Below are 20,091 nucleotides of genomic sequence, written 5' to 3'. Positions count from 1 at the left end.
TACTGTCTTATCTCTTTTTTTACTTAAAGCCTTGATAGACTTGACAAATGGTAGAAAAGAGCCGTTAGTAGTAGGCACTCACATAAAACTTTTAAGTGTCGAATAATGTGAGCATGAAGCCTCTATGTATAGAAGTTAATTAGAGACTAAGGGAAGATTGAATTATTTATTGTATGGTGTGTAAGCCTACAATTATGATTATATCAAGATGATTGAAAATTTGCAATATTTTTAATCATTTACATTTCCTTAATAGAGTCTGTTTATATGTTTTATAATGACTATAAATAATCTTTTATAGTTATTGATACTTGTAGTATGTTCACTAAAAACACTTATGAAAAACAGGTCTTTACGTAATGGAAGGAGCCAGACTTTTATAGATAGCTTTTATTATATGGATTTGATATACTCTTATATGTAGAAAAGTGATAGACGGTGGCTTTCATTCATTAGAGAGGAGTGATGCCTATGGGCAAACATTCAAAATCTAGTAGAGAGGAGAGCCGTTTTGACAGCGTTCGAGATTGTGCAAACCATTCTAGGCTTTGGTAGTTTTACTATCGCTCTAATTGGATTATGCTACAAACTCTTTAAAGACGATGACAAAAAATAATCCGTCCCCACTTTTGGCGAAGTAAGACGGATTATTTTCGTTTAAAACTAGCCACCGTCTTTTAAACGGCTCTACATGGAAGTTGAGTGACAGCTCAACTTCTTTTTTCTACCACAATTTTATCAGAATAACCAATTTAAGTCAATTCATGTATACTTTTTTATATTGAGTTCAATCTATTCTAAATATATACAATAGTAGAAAACTAAGGCTAAGTAATATAAATGCTTGAGATTTTGGTAGAAAGAAAGTAAAATGAAGGTACTTTCTTTTATTCTTGTAAGTTAAATACTTGCAGTTTAAGGCAACCCCAATGGGGTTGCCCCAGAATGAAGACAAAGTCCTCAGAAGTTATACTTCTGAGGACTTTGTCTTCATTCTGAGTTAGACTCTCGATGTCTAACTTTTGTGGTGTCTTTATTTTCTATTTGTTTAGCCAACAGCAATTACAATAATGCCTTCAAAAATTAGAAGTAAGATTGCTAAAAAACTTTCTTTATTCATAGAAATTAACCTCCGATCTCACTATATGATATAATACTTTTAAGTTTATCTAGAAAATTCTCGTATATGCAAAAGAGGTGTTTTTTATGAACAATTATGGAAAATTATTTAAGAAATTTAGAGAGTCTAGGGGATTAGTCTTAAAAGATATCGCAAAGTTAGGCGTATCAGTATCTCATATTTCCCGTTTTGAGCGTGAAAATACAGATTTGACAATTAGTAAGTTTATGTTAGCTTTAAATGCAATAAATATGCCTATTGATGAGTTTATGTATGCAGCAAACGACTTTCAGAGAGATGAGTTTAATGAAATCTTAGAAAAGATTAGTTTATTTGTTTCAGCAAGGAACGTGTCAGGTATGGAAAAGTTATTAATCTCTCAAGTAGAAAAAATCGAAAAGCGTGAGACTTTTTATACTCTAAATACTATTTTAATAAAAATTCGTTTACAGGACTTATCAGACAAAAGTTACTATGATGAATCTGATATCCAATATTTATCAGACTACCTATTCTCTGTAGAATATTGGGGTTGTTACGAACTACTGTTATTTGAGAATACTGTAGATGTATTGAATCATCAAACAATGATGCTTTTATCAAGAGAAATGTGTAAACGTTCAGAATTTTACAAGGATTTACCAAACTACCGAAGGTTACATTCAACAATGCTATTAAATTGTTATATCATAAGTATTGAAAGAGATGAATATTTTGATGCGTTGTATTTTGAAAAACAGTTAAATCATAGTTGTTTTACGGAAACTGAGATTTACGAGAAATTAGTGTTTCATTATTCAAAAAATTTATATGAATTAAGGAAGAATAGGAGCAATAAAGCTATTCTAGAAATGAAGAAGTGTATTGCTGCAATGAAGCTGGCTAATAGTGAGAATTTAGCTATAAAATTTGAAAATCATTTATCTGGAGTGTTAAAAATGTAGTTGGATTTGTGTATATGATATAAATCATCAGTGTCAAAATTAAATGATATATTATTGGTATGAGAATTATTAAATTTCCTGAACAGATTTCAGAAGATATCATTCATTATACGTTTCTAGATGATATTATCTCTTATAATTGTGAAAAGTGTAGAGGTTCTTGTTGTCATGTGAATAATTCTTTATTACTTGATGCAAAGACAGCAAGTTTTCTAAAACGCACGTATCTTAAAGATTTTATTGTTAGTGATGATAGTGTTTCATTGTTGAGTTGTGGTAAAAAGTGCTGGTTTCATTCTGAATTGGGTTGTACGATAAATGATTTAGGCTTGAACAAGCCATTAACTTGTGAATTATATCCTTTTCATATTAAGAAAATTCAGAACTTCTATGTTGTTTCTTTTACTCCTTGTCCGACATTTCAACTGAACCTTGGTGAGGGGCAGAGGTACAAGGATATAGAAGATGTAGTTTTACGATATATTAAAACTGGGGTGCCAGTTTTTAGTCCGTCTTTGCATGTTTCAGAGGAAAGGCTGAAATATGAGATTGAATATCAAAATGATTTTAAAAACACTTTATCAGAGTATTATCGAACAAAGACTGCCGATGGCACTACAGAGTTTAAAGAATATGAAAAATGGTATATATATTATTTAGATTTTAGATGGGGAAGTATACCCTTATCTTATACAAGTTCACAAGCAAATCAATTTTGGAATCTTTACAAGAGAGTTTGTGAAGATGTTTATAAAAAAATATCATATATACGAACAGATAACATATACTTTATTATTGCAAATCAGTTTAATAAGACAATTTCAAAGCATTTTCAGCTAAATTTTATAGATAAAGAATGATTTCTATGATTTGTTATGGGTACTTATTGATTCTTAAATAAATAATGGAGGATATTACGATGCAAGTTAGTGATGCTATTGCACAAATTGAATTAGCAGAAGAAGAAGTTGTTTCTAGCGGTCTATCTATTGACATTATGGAAATTAAACCTTCTGTTGCTACAGAGTTGATTGATGGACTCAAAGGTCGTTGCCCACCGCATGTCTAATAGAACTGATTGTAGGATTAGAGTCTATCTCTAATCCTTTGGTTTTTATATTAATATTTTTGGAAGATTGCAGGGAATTAATATGACGAGCAATGTTTACTCGATTTTTTTTAATTGGTACAATAAGCAAGGAATACTTAGGAATAATAGGAATAATAAACTATTTTCATTAAATTTAGCTACATTTTTAGCTTTAAAATTTATGTACCAATTTTCATTGAAAAAGTTTTCTGATTCAAAGAGTCAGGTAATAAAAAATGTTATAGATTTTCTAAATAACAATGAAATATCACTCTCTAAGACCAACACTAAAATTGTTGAATTTTCAACGAAAATACCATTAAAAGTGATACAGATTGAGGTTACGAACAAATGTAACCTAAGATGTAAGCATTGTTATTTACCTGATTATTCAAAGGAGCTCGATAGGAAGAAAATTTCAAGTATAGTATATGAAGCTAAGCAGCTGGGAGTAATGGATGTTGATTTCACTGGAGGCGAACCATTATTATTACAAGGATTAAGTGAAATTATTGAGGAAGTATTAAAGGAGGGAATGTGTACAACAATTTTTACAAATGCTGTCTATATTCCTGAAGATTTTAAAATATTGATTCAAAGATATGATGGTATAAGACTAAAAGTTAGTTTAGATGGTTGGAATGAAACAATACATGATTCAATTAGAGGAAGAGGTACATTTAAGAGAACAATTAAGAATATTGAATATTTTAGGAGTTTAGGAGTACCTGTTACTATTAATGTTGTTTTGAATAACAAGAATATTAGCGGAGTGAAGTATTTTTTAGAGTTGTTTGATCGATTAGATGTAAAATATGCTTTTGATAGGTTTTTACCTTTTGAAAGGAATAATCAACTATCAATTAGTGATGAAGAATTTAATAATGCTATCTTGTGTATTCCCAATATTCAAGCAAATTGTAATAATATATCCGAATCCACATTTGAATCATTTTATTGTGGTGCTGGCAATTCTTATGTGTTTATAAATTCGTCAGGTGATGTTGGATTTTGTCCGACATTATCTTCCACTAAATTTTGTGGAGGTAACATTAATGAAAAGACTTTAAGTGATATTTGGATTAATTCGAAGTTTTTCAATCATATTCGAAATGTAAGATGTAAGTATTATAATGAATGCCCTGCAAATTATGTTTGTCAAGGTGGGTGTAGAAGTAGAGCTCAGTTTTTCGGAGGTTCTATTGGGAGTCCCGATATACAGGAGTGCAAGTTAGCATATAATTTAACTGGGATTAAGCCAAAGTCAATGAGTTTATGAAAATATTATCTATTATTTATGATGGTGGAAGTAGAATTCCAGGAGCGAGATTTGCTCCCACAAAATATTATCAAGAAGCGATGTTATATGATAGGAAAGATTCTGATATAATTACAATTAATTTAGGTAACCAAGATTTATTTTCTATTGATTTAGAAAGTCTAAGTCGAACTATTGCCGAATCTAAAGTTCAGATTGCTTTAGGAGGAGATCATTCAGTTACTTATTTATTAGCAAAGGCCACTGTTCGAGAGGGAGCATATTTAATTGTTTTAGATGCTCATTTAGACTACTTCAAAGACTTTGAAAGTGTTGTAAAAAATTGGAATTTTTTAAGCTTTTTAACCGATATTTTTGAAAAAATAATTATTATCGGGGAAAGGAATTTTGAGATTCCTAGTTCATTTGATAATAAAATAATCATCCTCTCAATGGAGGAGTATTGGTTAAATAAGAGTAGAGTTTTGAAAAAGTTAGATAGTTATATTGATGAGTCAAAAGATATTTACTTATCAATTGACATTGATGTTTTGGATCCATCTGTTTTTGATTCAGTATCATATCCTATTATTGGTGGATTTCAAATGAACGATTTTCTTGGAATAATTTCCAAAATTTTTTGTTCTGATAAGGTATATTTTTGTGATATAGTTGAGTACAATCCTATGGTTGGAAGTGATAATGCTCACATTTTTTACCAGATTATTCAATTTGTTAAATCAAAATTAAGGAGGATATAGGAAATATTGAAAATAAAAAAATATGCAGCATTGAGTATTTATTTTAATCGTTTCTCATCGTTAATCTCAGAGTATGGTTATACTATCTTGATCAACATTCTATTGTCTAGAATTTCTGTGCAATTAGTTATGTATTTTTGGGTGGTAAAGTGTTTAGCTGCAATAGTTACAAATAGGATTAATATCTCAAATAGTAAACTGAGCAGAAAATACCTGCTTATTCTGTTAGAAATTACAAAGGCAATCTTACTTTTCTTACTAGGTTTTGGATTAAACCATATAATTGTCCTATTAGTTGTATTCATAATTGAGGTTGTCAATGTATTGTTTTCCAGTTTATTATATAGTTGTGTACCAATTATTATAGACAAGGATTCATTGATTAAGTTTAACGCTAGGTATACAAGCATTGGTTCTGTATCTTATTTTTTAGCACCGTTGTTTGTTGGTTTATTGATTAATAAAAGTCACTTTTTGTTGTTTGCAGTTTATGCTTTTCTTTTGATAGTGGGAGCTACTAGTCTTTTATTTTTACCAAATATTTCGACTTTAAATTTAAAAGAAGAAAGAAAAAAGCAAAGTTTAGACATTACATTATTTAACCTTCTGAGATCCAAGAAAATTGCATTAGTTCTATTATCTGGAGTTATTGTGGGATCAATTGGAGTTGTTTATGATACTTATGAAGTTGTTTATTTAACAAAGTATCTCGGTATTAGTGATTCTATGTATTCCTTTTCCTTATCATTTTTAGCAGTTTCATTCTTAGTAATTAGCTTCCTTCTTAGCTTCGTGAAACAAATACGTTCTCATATGAAAGCTTTCGCCTTAGGTCTTTCATTTTATGTTCTATATCTACTTTTATTTAGTACATCTTCGAACATTTATACAGTACTAATGAGTTATGTTTTTCTAGCGATAGGTCAGACAATGATGGGGATAATCGAAACCAATTATTTTCAGTTGTCACTTAACATGAAAGAATTACAGAAACTATATATTTACTCGGAGACCTTACATTCTGTATTTTCAGGAACTGCTGTTTTAGTAATAGGAAGTTTTGCCTTTTTAAGTAGTCATCTTGTTTTAGTTTTCAGAAGTCTTGCTGTTTTTGCTCTGTTTATTCTTCTGTGTTATTGTGTGTTTGTAAACCTCAAAGAACTAAGCATTGATAAGTAATATTTATAAATCAGAAAACAAGCAAATGAGCTAGTTAATTTATAAAGTAGACAAATGCTATTTTGAGTGTTTGTCTTTTTTAGTCACCTAGTCTGCATTATTGCATTGACATCAATAGCTGATTTTTTAGTAATGTTTTACTTTATACTCCAAAAAATGAGTATGTGAGAGATTATAGTAAAAAAACTAGGGGGTAACCCTAGTTAGCGGTAGGCACTTATATAAAATTTTAATGTCACCAATAACGTAAGAAAAAGTCTCTGTGAGATAGAAGTGAATTAGAGACCATGGGAAGATTGATTCATTTATACATTGGTGTATCTACCTACAAATGAGATTATAACAGTAGAATTAGAATTTTTCAATATCTTTTTGAGGAGCAAGTGTTATTATTTTTGTTTAAACTAGTACCGTCTTTTAAACGGCTCTAAAAAGAGATTGAGTGTGTATATTACTTACTCTTTCTGTTCTTTAATTCTATCAAAATCGCTAGTCTAAATCAATTTATGTATGTTAATATTCTATTCAGGTTTATTGTTCAAACTCTTATTTCTAGAAAAACCAGACATTGGAGTTTGAGTTATCGTTTATCTGAACATTGTAGTTAGGACCTCAAAATCATAGAAAACAGTGAATTGAAAAATTACCTATTTCGTACTATTTCTTCTGTATAGACAGTGACACTTGAAAGTGGGGGATACACTTGTTTAGCAAGACTAGTATCGTTAAAAGAGATAATTTGAATGTCATTAGGAACATTATCTTAGATACTAGAAGTTCATAGCCGGATTGGACAGTGAAATCCCCAGTAAGAACTAAAAGAGGATCATAGATTCCTTTTTCTATACAGTAGTTCCGATAAGAGCGTAAACGAGGATCAGGAATGATTTCAGTTGCATCTGTTGTTTTTTCTTGCCCTGTGAGCAGGCCTATACTATTACATCCTTGTTCTCTTAGATAACAAAGTGGTGTTTGTACGGAGTTTTCAAAGTCAGTAGTAACACAGGGATGTCCTTGATTAAGAGTATCACTATCCACAAAGACCAGGGTCTTTTTAAGTCTTTCTAGTTCCGCAATTTGTTCACGACTAAATTTTCCGATACAAAGTACACCAATGACCCCCTCTTCCAGATTTGAAGGAATGTCGTTGAAAAAGCGAAGCATCTCGTAGTCTAGTTCATGGGCTCTTTTTTCAATACCAAGTCGAATATTATAATAGTAGATGTCATCTAACTCGTGTTCTTCACTGCCCCATTTTTTTGTTTTAGCTTTGAGGAAGCAATGAAAAAGCAATTGGCTTACTAAGAGAATATTTCTCAAAGAAAACAGATTTAGCCACCATTTCTGAGGACGCTTTGAACAAGGCTTTATATGATACCAATCACCGACTGCGAAAATGTTTAGCTTACAAAACTGCTTATGAAGCTCTAGAAGATGAGTTCTAATAACTGTTGCACTTAATCTTGCAATTTATCAAAAATTAATGCTTTTACAGATTCAATGATATCATACGTCCCAGAGATAGTTTTTTCTATTAACATAGGGAACTTATACATCTGTTCGGAAAATAAGTATTTGTTGAATACACATATTAGTTATGATAAACTACTACTAACAAGAAAATTGTTAGATTTGAGGCTGATATGAAACAAGAAACACTAATGAAAAATATAAACGGGTTGCTTGAGATTATGCCTTGGTATGTTAAGGAATATTATCAAGCAAAGCTCGTAATTCCATATAGCTATAAGACACTGTATGAGTACTTAAAGGAATATAGACGATTTTTTGAATGGTTGATTAGAGATCATGAGAAATTGGGTAAAACCGCACGATACGCAGATTATGATACGATTGCCGATGTTCATATTGATGAGCTGGCCCATTTACCAAAGTCTATTATCGAAGCTTATTTTGTCTATCTTCGTGAAAATACTGAGCGTCGTTCAATCTCTGAAGTCAGCATTGTTCGGACTAAGGATGCTCTCTCAAGTTTGTTTAAGTATCTTACTCAAGAAACTGAGGATGACGAGGGTGAGCCTTATTTTTACCGAAATGTCATGGTTAAGGTCAAAATCAAGAAACCTAAAGATACCTTGGCTAGTCGTGCTGATAACATGAAAGAAAAACTCTTTTTAAATGATACACAGGCTTTCTTGGACTATATCGATAATGAACATGAAAAGAAAATCTCAAAACGTGCCCAGGTATCCTTTGTCAAAAATAAAGAGCGTGATCTTGCTGTCATAGCACTTCTACTTTCTACTGGAGTCCGGTTATCTGAATTAGTGAACCTAGATATGCAAGATGTCAATCTAGCCACAAGAACAATTACAGTTATTCGAAAAGGTGGGAAAAAGGACGTTGTAAATATCGCTCCATTTGGCATACCTTATATCGAGCGTTATTTAGAAATTAGGAAGGGACGCTACGCAGCAAATGATTCAGATAAAGCATTCTTCTTAACGACTCAGAATAAAGTGCCTGCAAGGCTTGGCACACGTTCTGTTGAGCTTTTGGTGAAGAAGTTATCTACCGCCTATGGTAAGCCTACTACTCCTCACAAACTGCGACACACACTTGCGACACGTCTATATGAGCAAACAAAAGACAGTCTCCTGGTCTCCCAACAATTGGGACACAAGGGGACTGCAATGGTAGAGGTTTATGCACACGTAGCTGCAGAGACAACTAAGGAAGCACTGAGTGACTTGTAGTTTATAGTCACTTCTGTTTTAGCTATACACGATACATAGTACAATATATATGTATAGGCTTAAGAGTTCTAGTTAAAAAGCAACAACTACATAATATAGGTTGTTGCTTTTTTAGTGAATATGATTTTCCAAAAGCTGAATTTGAAGGATATTGTCGAGTTGGACTAATCTATACCCTTCACTAGTCTTTATTGATATTTCATTACGAGACAGTTCTCTCACTTCGCCAAATAAAGTCACTTTTTTATCACGATGTTTGATAGTGAACTGCCCTTTAAGTTGGTTGGCATAGAGTTGAGAAAGTAATAAGAGTTTCTGAGGCTTACTTAAGTCTGTTGAGAAATCAACACGATATTTAGCAGCATGTAATGATGAGGTATGCTCGGACAGAAAGAACCCCATCCACTTCTGCATCCCAGGGTCCTGATATTCTCTTGCTGCTTGAAATGGTAAATAGGAACGATCAATCATTTTAAACCATCCAATCCTCCAGCTGAATGTCCTCCGATGAGCCTACTTCTGGCAATACTTCTCGATGCACCGTCAAGTGCATTAGCTTTTAGTAGAGAGGTAAAGCCAAATTGGTCTCTGATAGAATCTATTGCTGTCTGGAGCCTTTCTTCTTTTTCAATTTGTTCGACATCATCGAATAGTGAGATTAATCCAAAAGATTCATCTACAAAACCAGAATAATTAACCGCTACACTTCGGATTGCTCCTGAAGTGTATTTATAATGGAATAACTTCAACACATAGTTTGTCAACATGTCGGTGTTATTCGTTGGTTCAATTTTCATTTGAGTATTGATAGAACGTTTGTTTTCTTGCTTAGAGTAGCCAAGGTGTATAGAAACAACAGTCGCTTTTTTGCCTATCTTTCTCAGTCGGATAGCAACTTGCTCGGCCATCTCTCTAAGGACAATCTCAATATCACGTTGTCTAAAATAGTCTCTAGGGAGAACCTGGGAGTTGCCTAGACCTTTTGATTTGGGTTTATAGGATTTATGAACGTTACTTTCATCAATACCATTAGCATGAAACCATAAACGAAGGCCAGCTACTCCTAGTTCTTTCTTCAAGATATCTGGGTTAGCATTTGCCAAGTCTTTGATTGAATGGATACCTAATGTGTTGAAGCGTTTCTCCATTCTTTTACCGATACCCCAGAAATCCGTCATGTTTGGAATAGCCCATACTTTCTCCTCTACATCCTCATAGGACCAATTAGCCCTCATGGTTGGAGTTTTCTTTGCTTCATTATCAAGGGCAAGTTTAGCTAGTAAAGGGTTAGCGTTGGACATACCAACGGTTGAATAGATACCAGTTTGTCTCCAGATGTCTCTTTGGATCCTTGCTGAAATAAGGTCGAGTTTTTGCTTTCGAGACAACTGCTTATCTGGAACGAAGTAATTAAGAGAACTAGATAGGTCAATAAAACCTTCATCTATAGAATAAGGGTAAATATCATTTGGGCTACCATAGTTTTGAAAAATGCCTTGGATTTCCATATTAACTGCGATATACTCGTCCATTCTGGGAGGAACGATGAAAGTCACTTTTGCCCAGTCTTCAATGAATCGCACGTATTCTGAATCTGTTCTCAGTCCTTGTTTCTTGGCATTGTAGTACGAGAACTTTCTTGTTTGAACATCAAAAGGGAGGTCGTATGCTCTTCCTACGTTTGATTTCCCAAACACTTTCTTAAATATCGGTGAAGAAGCTAGGATAAGACCTGCAGAGTTATCAGCTCTACTCATAACACATAGAGAAGTCTTTAGAGGATGTAGCCCTCTCTCAACACATTCTACGCTAGCATAGAAAGACTTCATATCAATAAAGGCAATATCACTGCGAGGTTCCCTAGTGTAATCAAGATATCCCATGTGTTACCTCTTTTGTTAGTATATAAACTAACAAAAGTATAGACTATTTTCGTGAGGTTTTCAAGTGTTACAGTGTTGCCAATAGTCTTTGAGAGTAAAAAACACCAATAACTGTGTAATTGGCGTTTTCAGTAGTCTTCTAATTCATTTTAAAAGGAGTATCGAGTTATAAGTAACTTATTCAGAACTTCCCATTGATGATGACTCGGTAGAGGCATTAGAGTTATTGCCTCCGTTGCTATTATCTAGGACATTGGCACCCAAGAGCGAATTATAACCATTTTCATCAACATAGCTATGGTATTCAGGATTTAACATTATATCATTTGATGATTCGGGAACCCCAGAATCTTGTTGTTGTGCAGGTGTTTTTTGGGTGCTTCCAGCTACAGTTCTGGTGTCACTATAAGCTGATTCACTAACGGTTGCTTGAGTAGAGCTTGAACTAGACGATGATGGTTTCGTAGAGGATGAGGTTTCCGTTTTTGAGGTGTTTTTGCTTGTGTTATCATTTTCTAACTGAATCAACTTCTCATATATTTTTTGCGTTAATGTATTTTGTTGTGAGGCTGTTAATGATGCTGCGACACGAATAACAACTGTTCCGTATACATAGTGTGAACCAGGGTTGATGACAGTTGGAAGGCCATCGAAAGCACTTAAATAGTCATTTCGTTTTTTAGCATCTTCAGCCGTTTTATAGACCTCAACACATCCACCGGCATCTGTACCTTTTGCTACTAAATCAGCACCAGCAACTGGGTTAATCACTTCGTTGTCAGCGAAATAAACTGCGGCCGTATAACTTCCTTGCTTATTTAAGCCTTGGTTTGGATCATTATTTTCTGTGGCTGACTGAACATCAGTAATCGTATCAATTTCCTTAAGACGACTTTCCACAAATGTATTGGAAGGATTGGTAATTTGTTTTAACTGTTTAACACTTGTTGAATACTTCTGGTTTTTATCTTTAAGATTTTTTATCTCTGTCGTGTAGTTAATTGGTTTTTTTAGTGATTTAACTTGTTTATTGATGTCGCTTGTTTTCTTTTTGATTTTAGGAATTCCTTGCTTCTTCTTTTCAGCAGTTGAGACTTCGTTTTTTAGTTCAACCGTCAGATTTTCATCTAAGGGCTTATCTTTGCTACTAAGTAGTTTCTTAGACACTTTAATTGTTTCCTCTAAGCTACTGTTTTCTTTTTGAATTTTAGCTGTCACTTCATTAAATGACTTTACCGCTCTTTGATGCGGTAAAATTGCAAGTACATAGTACCCCATACAAAAACATAATAGTACGATAAAAGAAATTATGGCTTTTTTCTTTGAATCAATTTTTTTCATAAAATCAGATTTCATTTTTAATATCCAAAAATCAAGTGTTCGTTACCTCAAATAGCTAACGGGGACTTCCTATTAAGTATTCTGTTTTTATTATACTTAAATGTTCTCACATTTTAAAGCAGTCTTTTGATTATTATTTAAGCAATTCAATATTGTCTGTTCATAGATAAGAATGTTATCCTCATAAGTCAATTTCATAATAAAAACACCCCAAAAGTTAGATTTTTTCTGTCTAACTTTTGAGGTGCGGTTAAAAATAAGCTTTTTTTTGGGGGGGGAGGGTTAAATTCAGTAAATTGCACTGTATTTCAATTCAAACTCTATCTTTTTTCGTAAGACCTAGTTGCATAGTTTTCACATTCAGCTAACTTGAAAAAGCTGTTATTGCAACTAATTTCGTGCTCTACTATCTCAAAGGTTTTGATAAATTTCAACTAAATTTGAGCCAATCATGGAAATTAGTCTCAGTTTGTATCTCCATTTACTAACCGCAATCAATCTAAAGTGATTAAACAAAATCGCTTAGCGAAAATTACTCTAAAATGAATAAATACTGGTCTAGTCTCTCATTAACATAACGAGCGAATAAGTCTTCCATCTCTGATGGATTCCCTTTTGAATGATAAGTGTCAAAAGCTTGGTAATAAACTAGTCGGTCCGTAAACTTAATATCGATTGGAGGAAAGCCTGCCTTCATTAGCTCCAAGTTTACCAGCAAACGTCCTGTTCGTCCGTTGCCATCAATAAAGGGATGAATACTTTCAAACTCAATATGAAAACGAGCTAATTTCCTAACAATGTGCTCAGAGCTTTTTGCATAATCTCCCAATAACTTTTCCATCAACGGCCGAATCATATAAGGTTGGGCTGGTTCATTAGCGGCACCCATAATACGCACTGGAACTTTGCGATAAATGCCACGGTCATCTTTTTTATCGGATAAAACAAGGTAATGGATATCTTTTATCACTTGTTCAGTCAATTCTTGCTTCTCAGCTACTAAGGATTGGACAAATTGAAAAGCTTCACGATGTCCGATAGCCTCCAAGTGGTCTTTAAGAGGTTTCTGGTCAATCGTCAGCCCTCGCAGCACCATGTCCGTTTCTCTCAGTGTTAGGGTATTCCCTTCAATTGCATTTGAATTATAGGTGTATTCAACCGTAAATTCTTCATTGAGTCGTTCTACTTCGCCACTTGTTAAGGGACGCAAGGTAGAAAGCATTTCAATTTTGTCATCGATAACAGTCAACAGACTCTCTACCTTTTTGTAACGAGCATCCGTTGGCTTTTTAGCATCTACTGGGATTCTCCACGAGCGTCCTTTGCGGATAGCACCAGCAACTTTTCCTTGACTACACAAATCTCTGACTCGTCGGTCAGAAATTCCCCAACGTTTTGCCGCCTCTTGCACAGAAATATACATTGAAAAATCCTATCCTTTCTAAACTTAATAATCATAGCTGTCTAAGCTAATTATACCACACTTCGGAAGGATAGGGTTGTTATCGGAAGGAAGTTTGCAGATTAACGGAAGGATAGTAAGAAATTCATTATTGTTATCTCATTCTGTCGATGAAGTAAATCACCTCAAAAACGTTGACATCTCTTTTGTTCACAGTCAAATTCTTCATTTTACTAATTCCTTAAAGGCTTCTAAGTGGCATGATAAAATAGAGTTTGCAACCTCATCCACACTTGCTTGTTTAGAAACAACATCTTCCTACTCTTGAGCTAAGTTTTCTAAATATTTTTGCATGGCAACAATCTCCTTATATTTGCTCTACCATATTTTAATAGAAAACTAGGAACCTAGGACAAAAACGTCTCAGGTTCTGCTTTTCCGAAAAAGATATATTTATCAGAATTACATCAAGTTATTAACAATTGTTGTATCATTGATTGTAGGAAATTCTATCCATCCAGCATTCTGCAGATTACTCAAAAAATCACTGTCTCTTTCAATTAATTGAGCCGGAATACCTATACAAACTAGATGAGTCGGTCTACTGAGTGCCACATATGCAAGTTTAAGAGCTTTTTCCGTTTCCTTCTCCTCATCATTTTTATCTTCCGGTAGTTCTACATAATTCTTACTCAAATATTTTTCGAGCAATTGAAGTATAGAGTAGCTAGGTGAGGTATCCGCATACCCAGTAGTAAATTTTGAATTCAACATCAGTAAAGTTGCTTTGTGAGTTTCCCCTTTTACCGAATGGATAGTCCCCAATCTTATGTCTTTACCTGCATTATCTACCGACACATTAGTTTGAATTTGTATGTTTTTAGAAAAATTATTTTGCAACTTATTCTTAATCTTATTACATAAGGTATTTTTATTTTGCAATAATCCCTCATCATCTATGAGTTCATCAAGAAGTGCACTCAATCCATCGATTATTTTCTCATCATCTTCATTTCTCAGATTTTTAATAATTTTAAATATCTTTATTCTAAAACCATCTTCTTTCAATCTATCTTCAAAGTTATCTTCAAAATTTCTTGATAATTCTTTTAAGCATATATCCAAAAATAAGTCTAAATCACCCCTGTAATTTAGATCCTTTACAACAACACGTTGGTATCTTTCACCAAAAATATTTTCCAAATCCTTGTGCTGTGCTGAGACAATAACTTTAGACTTTGGTGAGTTCTTAAAAGTTTCATTTCCTTTTTCTAATCTATCAATCAGTGAACAATATTTATTAATTAAATCATCGCCATTATCATATACAATAAAATATGGAGGGAAGGAATTATTCTTAGAATCTGATTCCAAATCATCATACTTCTTCACACAAACATTTTTCACTATATTTACAATAGACTCGCCGAATCGCGATGTTTTTGAAATACGCTTTTCCTTAGAGTCATCGATTTCCCAAGCTAATTCCGTATCACCACCCCAAATATTATATATCGCTTGATATGGATCCCCAAATTTTTGAATGGTCACAGAAGTTTTATCAAATAACGATTGGACTAATTCAAATTGAAATTGACTAGTATCTTGCACTTCATCCAATAATAAATAAGTGAATCTTTTTGAGATTATATTTCTAAATATCTCATTATGCTGTTCAATATACCATTTAGACAGTTCTAGGCAACAATGATTTGTGACTATCCCTTGCTTAAAAAGCCAAATAATGCTATCATTAAAAGCTTTGTTATACATTTTTCGCTCAATCATTGAAGCTACCTGGTCTAAATTATCAAAATTCCATCTTATCTCCCAATTCCCAGGATTAGGATACGTCCAGTCATCTTGGTAAGAGTCTGGTTTTCTGAATTCAAATTGCTTATCAAATCTCTCACGAAATATATCATCATCAAGTACTCGCATTTTTTTATCACCAAGAATTAAATGAAACGCTTTCTTAGCAAAAAATGTATTGAAAAAATCTTGAATAGTTCCAATAAAGTGAGGATTTTTTATGTCTTCAATCCCGAGTTTTCTTAAACTTGATTTTATTTCATCCACAGCAACATTAGTGTGAGTAAGTACACAAACTCCTTGTCCTGAATCCTTCAATTGTTCAAGTAATATTTTAACACGTGCAGTTAATACTGTTGTTTTTCCAGTTCCAGGTCCAGCGACAACGTCCATTGTATCGTTGTGTAAAATGACATCCTTTTGTTCCTCGGAAAAATGACATCCAGATGGGAGTAAACTTTTCTCAATTGATGCTATTAATTCATTCATCAGTCCCTCCCTCTTCTTCATTGATTTGAGAAGCATGTTTAATCGCATTCACTAGATATTGAGTGTAGTCATTGGAAAGCACTTTTGTTTTAAGTTGCTCTTTATCCTCACTGGCTAATTTCCCAATTTCAATCGCTAATTTTTGAGCAACAATTGCTTTAGAGACCTTCTTATCATTTAAAGGTTTAAAGATATCATAAGCTAGTTCGGAACTGATTATATCATCACTAGTGGTAAGCTGATTATTTATCTCATCAAACTTATTTTGATTAACAGTGCCGTAAGGGTTCTTGTATCTTGTTTCATGAATTGATTTCCAGAGTAATTTTACTAACGGACTTCTTGCTAAACTATATTCTAACGTCCATGCTGGTGCGACAAATGTTTTAGAATTTGCATTATAGTTTTGGTACTTTTGTATAATATTATCCTTTTTTTCTCCTATAAGTCTATTAATATAATCTTTGGTTAACACTTTAGCAACTTTTTCATCTAATTTATTTTCATCTGAAGTTTCACTAATCTCGAATCCATCTTTGAGTTTCTTTATTGTAGAGAATATTGTACCATAGGGACGGTCTTCATCAGTTAAATCAGATTCTAATCCCAATTCGCTTAAAATCTGTTGAAATTCATTTTGACTTTCTATTACGTATACTTTGCCAGTCGTACCTTTATCATTGTAATATTCCAGAGGTCTAACATCTACATCAGTTACAATAGAAACAGGTAATTCAATTCTATCATCTCCTCTTCTTGAAAATAATTTGATGTATCGTTCAAATGCTGTATTTCCTATATTAACTATAGAAATACCATATTCATGTAACGGATATCCTATTAGCTCAGCAAATGCAGGAAGCAGCAAATTTTCAGCGTCACCTTCTACAAATATTAATCCTTTGGCAAAAAATAAATTACTTTTGGTCGCATCTAAAAACCTTTCCAAAAACTCATAATCTTCTTTTCCTAGCAAAGTTTCTGATTCTGCCATTGAGAATGCTTGATTGTTGTAAAGTAAAATTAGATTCTTAGGATTGATAGAAGAGGCTAAGTTGGTGCTGTGAGTAGTTAGAATAAATTGGGTAGAAGAATTATTCTCCATATGCTTAATCAACCGAATTTGGGCTTGTGTGTGTAAATGAGCTTCTATTTCTTCGATTAATGCAATTCTAGGACCGATATAATCACTATCATCATGCATCAAAAGCAATTCAACTGCAATATATAAAAGATTGGAATTGCCTAACCCTAAATTAACACTTTCAGTATCTAAACTTAGTCTCGATAGTATAGAATAAATATTAGCCTCTGAAACATTAAATGCAATCTTACTTTTTTCAAAATCATTTTTATCATAAAAAGTTGCTAATTGATCCATAATTAACTGAACCACATTATGTTCATCCTTAGAGAAAAATTCTTTTACCTCTCCGTTCGCCTTACCGACAATATCCAAAAGTTCTTGTTTTCCACCTTCGCCAATCTGAGGATGGGCAGAAAGAATGTTAGATAATCTAGAATAAGGACCTGGACGTAATTCCCTCTGAGCATCCCTTAATGGTCTCAAATAGATAGCTTTTAAGAGTTGCTTTGCCTCGCTATCTATGATTGTCTCGGAATGGTTGTCCCCACCATATATTTTACGATCAAAATACTCTTTTCCATTAGGGTTTTTCTTTTTAACAACTTTTAATGTAATTTTCAATTGAGGATTATTTCCCTCATCAAATGAAATCCACTCTAAAAATTTAGCAGCTTCTTCATCTGAAAGCCCCTCAAATAATCCAATGATTTTAAACTCCTCATTGAATATCTTTCCATCCATTGTGTAAAAATCTGTATCTACAATTCTATCGTAGTCATCGCTCAAAGTACCTAATAATAATTTGATTCCATCAATAATTGCTGTTTTTCCAGCATCGTTCTCACCAACTATCAAATTCATTCCTCTTTGAAATTTAACAGTCAATCCGGGAGAATCATCAGTTGATTTATATTTTCGAAAATCCCAATATTCTACTTTTTCTAGAAACACTTCACTCACTCCTCCACTTCAAACTTAGGCAGGCTATTAACCAAGTCAACTGTCTGCATTGAAATGTTGATAATCCGTAGCAAGAGATTGAAGATATACTTCTCATCACTGCTGTAATCATTTGGGTCATCTGTGATGCCAGACTTCTTATCCGTCTTAACTTGGAACTGGTCCATAATCCACTCAATGGCTGAGCGTCCATTGACCATATAGCTATAAGCCTTTTCTGGGATGTTGCTGATGGTTAGGTCTTGGTTGTAGATGATGGTGGAGAGGTCATTGACTAACTTGCCATTTTCATCACGTTTCTTGGCAAACTTCATCTTAGTGACTTTGTAGGAAGGCAGAGCTGACATTTCAATCTCAACACCGTCATAAACTGGTACTTCCTCGTAGTTGAGGTGTAAGTCCATGAGGGCTTTCCCCACGGCAACGTACTGCTCCTTGTCCTTGACAATGGGAACCCGTGCCAAGTCTTTCTTCAAGTCGTTGGTGTACTTCTCCTGATACTCACGAGAATTGAGCAAACCGTAGACATAGGCAAAGGTGTCATTAAGGCTGAGCCCCAGCTTATCCGCAAAGGCTTGGTTCATGTTGTCATTGGATTGGAAGAGTTGGGTTTCTGCTAAATCATTGATTTGATTGACAAGATTATCAAACGACATAAAAACACCTCCGAGCCAAGGAAGACCCAGAAGTATTAGTTAAGTATGTAATACTTAACTAAGGGTACCCTTAGCAGATTATTGTTAGAACTATTATAACCTTTTTGAGCTCAAAAAAATAGCATCCACCGCATAGCGCTGCTATTTTAAACCTGCATACCAGTATTTTCTGACTAAGTTATTATTTTTTTCAATTTCTATTTGGAAATAGAAATAATGGTCTCTTCCGTCTTTGCTGTTGTGTTTGTTGAGCTTGAAATAGTTTTTCTGGCTCATTGCCATTTCTCTGAGGATATCATCCGTTAGAAAAGTCAGTGGCACATTCATAGCTGAATAGCGGTAGAAATCCTCTTCAAACCTGAGATAGGAGTCTGAGAAATAATCAAATTGTAGTTTGTCTTGGTAAATATATTTTCTACTCAACATCCGTTTCCTCCGTCATGCTGATGGATAATATATTTTCTACTTGAAGCAGCTGATATCCGTCAGCTGTTTTTATGGTGATTTCTTTAGGACTTAGTTCTGTCACTTGCCCAAGGTAAGTGGCTTTTCGTTTGTCCTCTTTGACGATAAAAAGTCCTTGCAGTTGACTGGCATAGAACTGACCTATAAGGACAAGTTTTTCTTCCTTGGTCAAGTCGCTTGTCATGTTAACCTTTTTCTTATCCTCAGACAATGATGTGGTACGTTCTGATAAGAAAAAGCCCATCCATTTCATCATCCCCCCCTGTCCTGATGTTCCCTAGCAGACTGAAAGGGGAGATAGCTTCTATCAATCATTTTAGTCCGTCTAATCCACCAGCAGAATACCCACCTTTCAACTTACTTCTGGCAATACTGCGTGAGGCTTCCTGTAAAGAATTTGCCTTTTGTATCATGGTAAAGCCAAACTGATTTCGGATGGTATCAATCGCTGTCTGGAGCCTTTCTTCTTTCTCAATGTGTTCTATATCATCAAAAAGTGAAATGAGCTGAAGGGACTCATCCACAAAGTTAGCGTAAGAAACAGCAATATTGCGCACTGCTCCCGATTCGTATTTCTTTCCAAAGAGAATAAGGACATGGTTTGTGAGGACTTGTGTGTTATTGGTCGGCTCTACTTTCATCTGCGCTTGAATTGGTCGTTTCGTCAACTAGCACCTGCATCTCCTCATAAATTAAGACATACTGGTGCTACACTCGCAAAACAAGCTGGAGTTCCACTAGAAGCAATTTCTGAAGCCTTAACTCATAGTGACAAAGAAATTACAAAGACTTATGTTAATACTAAAGATATAGTAAATCAAACTGTTGGTGAAATTGCATTTAGGAATCTTAAAAATTAGGTCAGGGAAATTTCAGGGAAATTCTCAGGGAAACTATAGATTTTTTGATAAAAAAAGACACCCAAGA

The 20,091-nt window shown here is 33.8% G+C and carries 17 protein-coding genes and 4 pseudogenes; 10 read left to right on the top strand and 11 right to left on the bottom strand.

Going from position 1 to position 20,091, the window contains the following annotated elements; all coding sequences use genetic code 11:
* The first annotated feature begins 481 nt into the window (after nt 1-481).
* From ADF62_RS11775 to ADF62_RS06230, 7 genes are all read left to right on the top strand, one after another.
* Nucleotides 482-616 (top strand): putative holin-like toxin, encoded by a 135-nt coding sequence (locus ADF62_RS11775; RefSeq protein WP_105291367.1) that lies wholly within the window; start codon nt 482-484, stop codon nt 614-616.
* 590 nt (nt 617-1,206) lie between these two features.
* Nucleotides 1,207-2,064 carry an Rgg/GadR/MutR family transcriptional regulator gene (locus ADF62_RS06250; RefSeq protein ID WP_048788369.1) on the top strand — a complete coding sequence of 286 codons (858 nt, stop codon included), beginning with the start codon at nt 1,207-1,209 and terminating at the stop codon, nt 2,062-2,064.
* A 59-nt stretch (nt 2,065-2,123) separates the two neighbouring features.
* Nucleotides 2,124-2,924 (top strand): YkgJ family cysteine cluster protein, encoded by an 801-nt coding sequence (locus ADF62_RS06245; protein WP_048788368.1) that lies wholly within the window; start codon nt 2,124-2,126, stop codon nt 2,922-2,924.
* 59 nt (nt 2,925-2,983) lie between these two features.
* The gene (locus ADF62_RS11180) at nt 2,984-3,133 is read left to right on the top strand and encodes a hypothetical protein (protein ID WP_179944336.1); all 150 of its coding nucleotides are present in this window, start codon (nt 2,984-2,986) and stop codon (nt 3,131-3,133) included.
* 202 nt (nt 3,134-3,335) lie between these two features.
* The gene (locus tag ADF62_RS06240) at nt 3,336-4,433 is read left to right on the top strand and encodes a radical SAM/SPASM domain-containing protein (protein ID WP_048788375.1); all 1,098 of its coding nucleotides are present in this window, start codon (nt 3,336-3,338) and stop codon (nt 4,431-4,433) included.
* Nucleotides 4,430-5,173: an arginase family protein gene (locus ADF62_RS06235; protein WP_048788367.1), complete on the top strand. Its 744-nt coding sequence runs from the start codon at nt 4,430-4,432 to the stop codon at nt 5,171-5,173. The genes ADF62_RS06240 and ADF62_RS06235 overlap by 4 nt, the downstream gene beginning before the upstream one ends.
* Nucleotides 5,174-5,179: 6 nt before the next feature.
* A complete protein-coding gene (locus ADF62_RS06230) occupies nt 5,180-6,352 on the top strand; it encodes an MFS transporter (RefSeq protein ID WP_048788366.1) in 1,173 nt (390 codons plus the stop codon).
* A gap of 652 nt (nt 6,353-7,004) precedes the next feature.
* Here ADF62_RS06230 and ADF62_RS06225 read toward each other — a convergent pair.
* Nucleotides 7,005-7,609 (bottom strand): annotated as a pseudogene (locus ADF62_RS06225) (substrate-binding domain-containing protein); the annotation flags it as partial.
* A gap of 17 nt (nt 7,610-7,626) precedes the next feature.
* Between ADF62_RS06225 and ADF62_RS11510 the strand changes: the two are divergent.
* Together ADF62_RS11510 and xerS are read left to right on the top strand one after the other, a co-directional pair.
* A pseudogene (locus ADF62_RS11510) lies at nt 7,627-7,797 on the top strand (IS30 family transposase); the annotation flags it as partial.
* A gap of 198 nt (nt 7,798-7,995) precedes the next feature.
* A complete protein-coding gene (gene xerS, locus ADF62_RS06220; protein WP_048788365.1) occupies nt 7,996-9,069 on the top strand; it encodes a tyrosine recombinase XerS in 1,074 nt (357 codons plus the stop codon).
* Nucleotides 9,070-9,180: 111 nt separating this feature from the next.
* Here the strand turns inward: xerS and ADF62_RS06215 are convergent, their stop codons facing one another.
* The 10 genes and pseudogenes from ADF62_RS06215 to ADF62_RS11505 form a co-directional block, all read right to left on the bottom strand.
* On the bottom strand, nt 9,181-9,540 hold the full coding sequence (locus ADF62_RS06215) for a hypothetical protein (RefSeq protein WP_048788364.1): 360 nt from the start codon (nt 9,538-9,540) through the stop codon (nt 9,181-9,183).
* Complete coding sequence (locus ADF62_RS06210; protein ID WP_048788363.1) at nt 9,537-10,952, bottom strand: Y-family DNA polymerase; 1,416 nt, start codon at nt 10,950-10,952, stop codon at nt 9,537-9,539. Before ADF62_RS06210 ends, ADF62_RS06215 begins: the two co-directional genes overlap by 4 nt.
* A gap of 177 nt (nt 10,953-11,129) precedes the next feature.
* A complete protein-coding gene (locus tag ADF62_RS06205) occupies nt 11,130-12,293 on the bottom strand; it encodes a hypothetical protein (protein WP_239665003.1) in 1,164 nt (387 codons plus the stop codon).
* Nucleotides 12,294-12,825: 532 nt separating this feature from the next.
* Nucleotides 12,826-13,716, bottom strand: coding sequence for a Fic family protein (locus tag ADF62_RS06200; RefSeq protein ID WP_048788361.1), 891 nt, complete (start codon nt 13,714-13,716; stop codon nt 12,826-12,828).
* A gap of 441 nt (nt 13,717-14,157) precedes the next feature.
* On the bottom strand, nt 14,158-15,996 hold the full coding sequence (locus ADF62_RS06195) for a UvrD-helicase domain-containing protein (RefSeq protein ID WP_048788360.1): 1,839 nt from the start codon (nt 15,994-15,996) through the stop codon (nt 14,158-14,160).
* Nucleotides 15,989-18,034 (bottom strand): ATP-dependent nuclease, encoded by a 2,046-nt coding sequence (locus tag ADF62_RS06190; protein ID WP_048788359.1) that lies wholly within the window; start codon nt 18,032-18,034, stop codon nt 15,989-15,991. The genes ADF62_RS06195 and ADF62_RS06190 overlap by 8 nt, the downstream gene beginning before the upstream one ends.
* Nucleotides 18,035-18,039: 5 nt before the next feature.
* The gene (locus ADF62_RS06185) at nt 18,040-18,699 is read right to left on the bottom strand and encodes a type ISP restriction/modification enzyme (protein WP_048788358.1); all 660 of its coding nucleotides are present in this window, start codon (nt 18,697-18,699) and stop codon (nt 18,040-18,042) included.
* 141 nt (nt 18,700-18,840) lie between these two features.
* Entirely contained in the window at nt 18,841-19,122 is a 282-nt protein-coding gene (locus ADF62_RS06180) for a DUF5960 family protein (protein ID WP_048788374.1), read from the bottom strand.
* Nucleotides 19,115-19,479 (bottom strand): annotated as a pseudogene (locus ADF62_RS06175) (hypothetical protein). The gene ADF62_RS06180 and the pseudogene ADF62_RS06175 overlap by 8 nt, the downstream one beginning before the upstream one ends.
* Nucleotides 19,476-19,826 (bottom strand): annotated as a pseudogene (locus ADF62_RS11505) (DNA polymerase); the annotation flags it as partial. The pseudogenes ADF62_RS11505 and ADF62_RS06175, both read right to left, overlap by 4 nt.
* Between ADF62_RS11505 and ADF62_RS10325 the strand changes: the two are divergent.
* A complete protein-coding gene (locus tag ADF62_RS10325; protein WP_239665004.1) occupies nt 19,713-20,024 on the top strand; it encodes a tyrosine-type recombinase/integrase in 312 nt (103 codons plus the stop codon). The pseudogene ADF62_RS11505 and the gene ADF62_RS10325 sit on opposite strands and share 114 nt — an antisense overlap.
* The last annotated feature ends 67 nt before the right edge of the window (nt 20,025-20,091 follow it).

The sequence above is a fragment of the Streptococcus sp. 1004_SSPC genome, from assembly GCF_001069025.1.
GTDB lineage: Bacteria > Bacillota > Bacilli > Lactobacillales > Streptococcaceae > Streptococcus > Streptococcus vestibularis.
The sequence above is the reverse complement of the archived record's forward strand: the minus strand, read 5'-3'. Positions and strand labels throughout refer to the sequence as shown.